The organism is Ameyamaea chiangmaiensis (assembly GCF_013376175.1).
Lineage (GTDB): Bacteria > Pseudomonadota > Alphaproteobacteria > Acetobacterales > Acetobacteraceae > Ameyamaea > Ameyamaea chiangmaiensis.
This window is the reverse complement of record NZ_JABXXR010000127.1, coordinates 1-7684: the sequence shown is the minus strand read 5'-3', so window position 1 is coordinate 7684 and position 7684 is coordinate 1. Positions and strand designations below refer to the sequence as shown.

The 7684-nt window shown below is 57.7% G+C and carries 8 protein-coding genes and 1 tRNA gene; 4 read left to right on the top strand and 5 right to left on the bottom strand.

What is annotated here, in order from left to right; translation table 11 throughout:
- The first annotated feature begins 34 nt into the window (after nt 1-34).
- Nucleotides 35-111, top strand: a tRNA-Met gene (locus HUK82_RS12805).
- Here the strand turns inward: HUK82_RS12805 and HUK82_RS12800 are convergent.
- From HUK82_RS12800 to HUK82_RS12780, 5 genes are all read right to left on the bottom strand, one after another.
- Nucleotides 68-1750 carry a recombinase family protein gene (locus HUK82_RS12800; RefSeq protein ID WP_176614334.1) on the bottom strand — a complete coding sequence of 561 codons (1683 nt, stop codon included), beginning with the start codon at nt 1748-1750 and terminating at the stop codon, nt 68-70. The genes HUK82_RS12805 and HUK82_RS12800 overlap by 44 nt on opposite strands.
- Before the next feature lie 13 nt (nt 1751-1763).
- The gene (locus HUK82_RS12795; RefSeq protein WP_080600658.1) at nt 1764-1952 is read right to left on the bottom strand and encodes a hypothetical protein; all 189 of its coding nucleotides are present in this window, start codon (nt 1950-1952) and stop codon (nt 1764-1766) included.
- 415 nt (nt 1953-2367) lie between these two features.
- Nucleotides 2368-3618 carry a three-Cys-motif partner protein TcmP gene (locus HUK82_RS12790; protein ID WP_176614333.1) on the bottom strand — a complete coding sequence of 417 codons (1251 nt, stop codon included), beginning with the start codon at nt 3616-3618 and terminating at the stop codon, nt 2368-2370.
- On the bottom strand, nt 3608-4384 hold the full coding sequence (locus tag HUK82_RS12785; protein ID WP_176614332.1) for a DUF5131 family protein: 777 nt from the start codon (nt 4382-4384) through the stop codon (nt 3608-3610). The genes HUK82_RS12790 and HUK82_RS12785 overlap by 11 nt, the downstream gene beginning before the upstream one ends.
- Before the next feature lie 151 nt (nt 4385-4535).
- Nucleotides 4536-5399: a LysR substrate-binding domain-containing protein gene (locus HUK82_RS12780; RefSeq protein ID WP_176614331.1), complete on the bottom strand. Its 864-nt coding sequence runs from the start codon at nt 5397-5399 to the stop codon at nt 4536-4538.
- Between the two features lie 75 nt (nt 5400-5474).
- Between HUK82_RS12780 and pdxA the strand changes: the two genes are divergently transcribed.
- The 3 genes from pdxA to HUK82_RS12765 all read left to right on the top strand — a co-directional run.
- Complete coding sequence (pdxA, locus tag HUK82_RS12775) at nt 5475-6479, top strand: 4-hydroxythreonine-4-phosphate dehydrogenase PdxA (protein WP_176614330.1); 1005 nt, start codon at nt 5475-5477, stop codon at nt 6477-6479.
- A complete protein-coding gene (locus tag HUK82_RS12770; protein WP_176614329.1) occupies nt 6476-7156 on the top strand; it encodes a 4-hydroxythreonine-4-phosphate dehydrogenase in 681 nt (226 codons plus the stop codon). Before pdxA ends, HUK82_RS12770 begins: the two co-directional genes overlap by 4 nt.
- A gap of 252 nt (nt 7157-7408) precedes the next feature.
- On the top strand, nt 7409-7684 hold a 276-nt coding region (locus tag HUK82_RS12765), incomplete at its 3' end, for a DNA methyltransferase (protein WP_394367500.1).

The following is a 7684-nucleotide window of genomic DNA, read 5'->3' as shown; positions in this document are numbered from 1 at the left end:
CTTCAAACCCACTCATACTACACACAATCACCCCCGCGGGGTGGAGCAGCCCGGTAGCTCGTCAGGCTCATAACCTGAAGGTCACAGGTTCAAATCCTGTCCCCGCAACCATCTGAACTTGCGATGCCAACGCATCACGAACCCCAGTCCCGAAACGGGCTGGGGTTTTCGTTTGTCCGCTGCCCGACGCAACCGTCAGGATGCCAGCCAGATCGCCCTGGACATCGATCTGGAGGCCCTTGTCAGAGGGCGTGAGGATGATCGCCTCGATCAGCGAGCGGATCACCTCGGCCGCTTCCTGGCGTTTCTCGTCCAGCTCGGAATGCAGCATCTCGTGCAGGCGTGCGAGCTGCCGGTGGTAGAACTCTGCCATCTGGGGATGGAGCAGGGGCGGGGGCGCCTCGGCGGTGGCGAGGAACTCCGTCAGCTCCGCCTTGCGGGTTTCGAGCTTGGATCCGCGCTCCTTGACCGTCTCGATCGAGATGGCTTCCGAAAGGTAGAGATCCATCAGGCGCTGGATGTCGCGATCGACCCGCTTCAGCTCTGATTCCGCTGCGCCGATGTCGGCGGAGGCTTCCATGCGTAGCCGGTTCATCTCGGTGGTGAACGCCGTGCAGAATTCGGCGAACAGGTCCGGATCCATAAGGTGGTGACGCAGGGCGTCGAGGACGCGCCGCTCCAGTTCCTCGCGGCGCATATTGGTCCGATTGTCGCAGGTGCCCTTGTTGCGCGCCGTCGAGCAGCCGAGCAATGCGCCGGAGATCATCGAATAGCCGCCACCACAGCAGCCACATTTGCTCAGACCGGAGAACAGGTAGCGCGGACGGCGCTTCTCGCGGAAATGATCGGGCGATGAGGTGTCGCGTGTGTCCCGGCTGGCGCTGACACTGGCCTGCCGTGCCTTGACCGCGTCCCATAGATCCTGGTCGACGATCCGCAATTCCGGCACCTCCTGGATGACCCATTCGGTGTCCGGGTTGGGGCGGGCCTGGCGCTTGCCGGTGTCGGGATCCTTGATGAAGCGCTGCCGGTTCCACACCAGCCTGCCCACGTACATCTCATTGTTGAGGATGCCGGTACCGCGTAGCCGGTTGCCGTTGATCGTGGAGAAGCCCCACGCGCCGCTGCCTGGTGCCGGGATGCCTTCATCATTAAGACGGAAGGCAATGGCGCGCGGTCCCAGTCCGGCCGCGAAGTCGCGGAAGATGCGACGGACCACCTCGGCCTCCACCACGTTGATGGTCCGGTCGCCCCGGATGGCCTCGCCATTGGCATCGAGCCTGCGCACCGCATCATAGCCGTAGGCGTTGCCGCCGCCGGACTTGCCCAGTTCCACGCGTCCCCGCAGGCCGCGATGGGTCTTGGCTGCGAGGTCTTTCAGGAAGAGGGCGTTCATCGTGCCCTTGAGGCCGACATGCAGGTGGGAGACCTCGCCCTCGGAAAGGGTGACGATCTGCACGCCCGCATAATTCATGCGTTTGAAGACGCCGGCGATGTCCTCCTGATCGCGGGACAGGCGATCCATGGCCTCGGCCAGCACGATCTGGAACCGCCCGCGCTGTGCGTCCGCGATCAGCGCCTGAATCCCGGGCCGCATCAGGGAGGCGCCCGAGATCGCGTGATCGGTATACTCCTCGACGATGGTCCAGTCCTGTTTCTCCGCGTGGGTGCGGCAGATGCGAAGCTGATCGGCGATCGAGGCGTCGCGCTGGTTATCTGATGAGTAGCGGGCGTAGAGCGCGACCTTCATGATAGGGCATCCCTTACGGTCCGGAGCGGCGGCGCTGCTCCTGTTGCTGAGACCGGAACCAATCCCGTGCCGCACGACGGGCCATGAGGCGGACGAACGCCACGAGGCGCGGGTCGGGGGCATCGGGTCGCAGGACGAGCCGCAACTCGGGCTCGGGCGGCCGATACGCCGGGGCAATGGACTGGCTCGGTCTGTCCGTCATCGTCGCTCTCTTCCGCGCATATGGCAAGGAAAACAGGCACACGATCCGGACAGATGGCTGTTATTTCAATGGAAAACGGTAATACGCGAGGGCGCGTCCATGCGTGCTCAAGCGTATGGAATCGTAGTCATGGGTAGCCCCGGATAGCGGCGCGTCGTACAAATACTGGCGTATGACGGCGTCACGGGAGTATGAGTCGTGAACGATCCAGCAGTACTCTCTTTCCCAAGTGCAGATGAACAGGCTCAACTCTAATGCCGTGTCTATCGAGACGCTCGTCAAGATTGGGAACGGGCGACGCTCCGAAGTGCTGGGAATTGTTTCGCAATTTTTATATGAATTTTATGTAAAATATATGAAGTGGCGACCGTATTTTTATAAAATTACTTATTGTATGTTGTTTTTTTTGTATTAACTACCATCTAGATGGGAAAAACAATGTAGTTTGACTTGGTCTCACCAATCGGTCGCTGATTGCAATACGTGTTCCTGGCCGCTTTAATTTTCCTTTTGTAGAGAATACTTCTAATTCACGAGCCTGTGCCAATTCAGATAAAACGTGAAATATATCATTGTTAGTGCCAGCGGTACGGTTTCCGATCTCGGCCAGTAAGCGGGATACTTCTAATTGTCCCTCGTGCATAATGCGGTGTACTTCTGATGGTAGTGCGTTCACTAATTCTCTGTTGAGTGCCGTTTTGTCGATTTCTGAGAAGCTGAACAGAGAATCACAACTTTCGATAAGTCGCGTGTCGTAACCAAGAGAAAACAGACCGCCTGGACCTATATGAGTAAAGCTATTTTGCTTCTGCCAGTGTACACTAAGCATTTTATCCCGTGCCGCCTGATGCTGTGAAAGATGGGCGAGCATCATCCAGCGATTGTCCGTGCGTGACCACAGCATAAACGGGGTAAAGAACTTTGCTCCGCTGTTCATGTGGATATGGGCCATCAATGCGCGTTGTGTTATTGCGCGCCCCATATGTTCGTCTTTGCGTTGCTGCCAGTCCGATATGAAGCGATCATCAACTCCAAATTGTTGGTATAGTTGAAGTCCCGCTGATGCTTCCTGCAAGTAATTTAAAAGGCTATCAATCGCAAAGTTCAACACTACCTCGGCTCGATCGAGGGTAGTGAAAATGGTTCGGATTGCAGACATCGGTACGTCTGAGTATCCGAATTGATCCAAAAAAAAGATTGACCGACCTTTTCGTTGTGTCAGCTTAATCTGATGAATAATCGCAGGTAGGTGCTCAACGAAAGTTCCGTTGAGAATAGTTATGCGGGGATCGTCGTCTGCATATCCGTTGCGTCGCAATTCGCGTCGCAATGCTTCCACATGCTCACGTTCGTCATCCACGAAGATAAATCGAGCGTTGATTTCGAGTGGCTTTGTACGTCCCTCGTTTAACTTACCAACGGCTTCTTCGACAGATTTTAGGAGAACAAGTGGGCTACCCGGTCGTGTTTCTGCAGCATCGATGTAAGCGCCACCACCGCTGAAGCCATCCACAAGCGCGATATTAAGCTGGTCTAGTGCCGGGTTTCGGACTACCGTCTCAAAGTATACGTCTAAATAATTCTTGAGAACATCAAGCTTCCGTTTCGTGTGTTCTTCGATCTTTGGTAATACACCATTTGAGCCCCAGATAAAATTATTTGCCATTTTCCGCCTGGTTTGCCAACTCTGCCATTATCGCTTTTGGTACAATTTGCCACGGGAACCCGTTCCACTCTGCGCCGTCAAGTAGTCGTCCGCCGGATTTCGGGCGCGCGCCACCCCACTGTTTGAAGAAGAACGCCACATTATATACTTCACAGGCAAGGCGCATTTGAGTGGCCCATGCTGCCTCCATTGGCCGCGCACCTGGCCCACTTTCTCCACCAACAATTGCCCATGCAATTCCAGATAAGTCTACTTTTCCAATGGGACCGAGAAGGGGCTCGAATGAGATGAAACGCGCGTCCGACTTGATCTGTTGCAGATGTTCAATACGTCCCTTATGAGCAGCGTCTTCCACTGATACACCAAGCCAAATATGCGACGGTACGGGACCACCGTTATAACGTCGACGGACATAGTTGCGCATCAGTGACGACCTCTTGGTCAACACTTGATAAACATGCCAATTTGCCGCTTCCATCGTATCGAACACGGCGTCAATGTAATCTTTCGGGATATTCTTGTGAAACAGGTCGCTCATGGAGTTGACAAAAATCATTCGCGGCTTTTTCCACCGAGCGGGTTGACTAAGACGCGCTGGCCAAAGTCGCAGCTCGAAGCCTTGCTCGTATGAGTGTCCTATCACCCCTCGCCAACGTTCGGCGAAGCGCTCCGCATAGCAGTGATCGCACCCGGGACCGATTTTTGTACAGCCTGTAACCGGATTCCATGTTGCATCGGTCCATTCGATTTCAGATTTTTGTGCCATCCTACTCAATCCATTCTCGCCGAGAATCTACGTCAATGCGGACAAATAGGGAACACCCCATTCCGATTTTATAAATTTCATCTGAATCCAGCTACCTTGCGTTCCAGTCATGCAAGACGCCCTAATGCAATAAGGTTCTGTTTCCTATGGATTATTGCATCCGTTGCATAATCCAGTTTTCCAATGTCTGGACGTGTTCTGCCACTTCCGCCCCCTTGGGCCATATTAGCCCATATGATGTTCCATCGACATCGAAGCCAACCGGCGCCAGAAGCCGCCCGCTCGCGATATCATCCGCCGCTATGATGCGGGGCGACAGCGCAATCCCCAGGCCACTAGCGGCGGCTTCTAGCATCATGAAATGATGGTCGTAGAAACGGATGTCGCGTGGTGGTGGGATGTCGGGCCGGGAGGCTAGCCATTTCCGCCATGCTTCGGGCCGAGTCCGGGATCCGAGCGCCAGGTAATCTCCGTCCTCGAATCGCCCCGCCATGTCGGGCCGCATCACCGGTCCGATCGTCTCTTGCGTGATCGTGGTCACGGTCCAGTCCGGATCCAGAGGAAAATCGAGCCGCCGGATCGCCAGAGTGATGCGTTCACGCACGAAATCCAGTGGGCCACCGCCGGTCGAGAGATGCACGTCGATGCCGGGATGCCGATCCTGAAAATCCGACAGGCGCGGGATCAGCCAGCGCATCGCCAGTGACCGTTCGCAAGACAGCACGATCGGCGGGGTGGCAAAAGGCGATCTGATCTCGGCGAGCGCTGTCGATATTCCCTTCAGTGCATCGCTCGTGGCCAGCGCCAGGCGTTCACCATCCCGGGTCGGCCGTACGCCACGACCGTCGGGTTCCAATAGTTGCAATTTGAGGTCCGCAGCCAGTTTGGACACCCGGCGGCTGATCGCTCCATGCGTCAGAGCCAGTTCGATGGCAGCCGCTCGCACGGAACCGAGGCGCGTTACCGCTTCGAACGCACGCAGATCGTCCAGGGACGGGATGTCTGATCGCTTCATTGGTCAGTTTTTATCACCAGAACAGGTCAGTTCATATCGATTTTCTGCCGACCCTGTTTCGTTATTATCACCATCATGAGCGAAACACCTTCCTTCAATCACCAGCCGTTGGCGGTCACGATGGGCGATCCCGCCGGGATCGGACCGGAAATCGTGGGCCGGATGTTTCTACGACGACCGGCGCAACGGCGCTGGATCGTCGTCGGCGATCCTCTGGTGATGCGTGATGCGCTGGCCGGGCTCGATTCAGCGGCGCACGTACGCCGGATCACAACATTGGCCGAAGCCCGCTTCGACGACGACGTGCTGCACGTCCTGGCGTCGTCGGCGTGTGCGTCCCTGCCGCCCATGGGTCAGATCACCGTCGAAAGTGGCCGCGCCGCCTATGCGGCGATCCTTTTCGCGGTCCAATTGGCGAAGAGCGGGACAGTAGGCGGCATCGTCACCGCACCAATCCACAAGGAAGCGCTCGCTGCCGCTGGGCTGCACTACCCCGGCCATACGGAAATTCTCGCCGAACAGGCCGACGGTGCGACTGTCGCCATGATGCTGGCGAATGAGGATATCCGCGTCGTGCTGGTGACCATCCATTGTTCGCTGCAAGACGCAATCCGGCGTGCCGATTTCCCTGCGCAGATGGTGGCGATCCGCCTGGCCCACGCTGGTGCGCGGGCTCTGGGCATCGAACGGCCTCGTGTCGCAGTGGCCGGTCTCAATCCCCATGCCGGAGAAGGTGGCCTGTTCGGTCATGAGGAAGCCCGCATCATCGCGCCCGCCATTGCGCAGGCGCAGAGTGAAGGCATCGATGCGTCCGGTCCGTGGCCGGGCGACACCGTGTTCATGCAGGCGCGCGAAAGGCGCTTCGATGTCGTGGTCGCGCAATATCATGATCAGGGGCTGATCCCGGTGAAATATATGGGTCTGGCACAAGGGGTGAACATCACGCTCGGCCTGCCGTTTGTGCGCACGAGCCCCGACCACGGCACTGCTTTTGACATCGCGGGGCGCGGTATCGCCGATTCATCCAGTCTGGAGACTGCGTTCGATTACGCTCTTCGCCTTACCGGAGTCACAGTATGACCCGCCCCGATTTCATCTTCATGCTGACTCGTCACGACCGGACGGAGGAGAATGCGGTCGATCTGGTTGAAATCGTCCGTGCTGCCGGTGTCCGTCATATTGGGTTCAAGGATATCGGCCTACCGTTTAAGTCTCTTCAGACCCTGACCCATAAAATCAGGCAGTCGGGAGCAACGACCTATCTGGAAGTCGTCTCCCTCGATCGCGAAAGCGAGCTTCGCTCGGTGCGGGCCGGTATCGCTCTGGGTGTCGATTATCTGCTCGGCGGCACTCATGTCGATGACGCGCTACGACTGCTGAAAGGCACGAAGATCCGATATTACCCCTTTCCCGGCAGGATCAGCGGGCATCCTAGTCGTCTCGAAGGGACCGAGGGCGAAATCGTACGCAGTGCGGTCGATCTCGCTTCCCGGCCCGGCGTGCATGGACTGGACTTGCTGGCCTATCGGTTCGCGGGAGATGTACCCAGCCTGATGCGGAGGGTCCGCGCAGCCGTATGGGATAAGCCGGTCATCGTGGCAGGCTCAATTGATCGGGAGGAACGGATCCGGGCTGTGGTGTCGGCGGGCGCCGATGGTTTTACGGTCGGCACGGCGGCATTCGACGGCGTGTTCCCGACATCCCGTGATCTGACAGGGCAGATCGATTACGTCCGGATGATGCTGTCTCGACCCTGACGTAGAGGAGGATCGGAAAGAATGACAGCCTCAAAAGAGAAAAAGCTAATGGCTCTGCCCTCGCGCCGGCAAGGGTTCGCGTCAGCGCGCTGACGCCGCCCGATGGGGTTTCCCCGATCTTCCTGCGCTGCGCTCCGTGCAGACCGGGAGAGACCCCTCCCCATCGGTCGCCCTTGCCGTTGCTACCCCGCTGCTCGCCGCGAGGCAAAGGAACAGCGGGGGCTGTTCCTCGCGGAACAAAGGGCAAAGACCATGACCAACACCACCACCACGGCGACCGATTTCCGCAATACCATCCTCAACGGCGACAGTGTGCAGCTTATGCGCGCACTCCCCCGCAATGCGGTGGATTTCATCCTGACCGACCCGCCTTACCTTGTGAACTATCAGGGCAGGGACGGGCGGAAGGTGCGCAATGACGACAATGCGCGCTGGCTCCGGCCGGCCTTCAACCAGATGCACCGTGTGCTGAAATGGGGCGGGTTCGCCGTTTCGTTCTATGGCTGGAACCGTATCGACCTCTTCGCC

Excerpts from the sequence above, each read along its gene's own strand:
- HUK82_RS12790 (WP_176614333.1), bottom strand. The coding sequence starts at position 3,618 with ATGGCAAATAATTTTATCTGGGGCTCAAATGGTGTATTACCAAAGATC.
- HUK82_RS12780 (WP_176614331.1), bottom strand. The coding sequence starts at position 5,399 with ATGAAGCGATCAGACATCCCGTCCCTGGACGATCTGCGTGCGTTCGAA.
- pdxA (WP_176614330.1), top strand. The coding sequence starts at position 5,475 with ATGAGCGAAACACCTTCCTTCAATCACCAGCCGTTGGCGGTCACGATG.
- HUK82_RS12800 (WP_176614334.1), bottom strand. The coding sequence starts at position 1,750 with ATGAAGGTCGCGCTCTACGCCCGCTACTCATCAGATAACCAGCGCGAC.
- HUK82_RS12770 (WP_176614329.1), top strand. The coding sequence starts at position 6,476 with ATGACCCGCCCCGATTTCATCTTCATGCTGACTCGTCACGACCGGACG.
- HUK82_RS12795 (WP_080600658.1), bottom strand. The coding sequence starts at position 1,952 with ATGACGGACAGACCGAGCCAGTCCATTGCCCCGGCGTATCGGCCGCCC.
- HUK82_RS12785 (WP_176614332.1), bottom strand. The coding sequence starts at position 4,384 with ATGGCACAAAAATCTGAAATCGAATGGACCGATGCAACATGGAATCCG.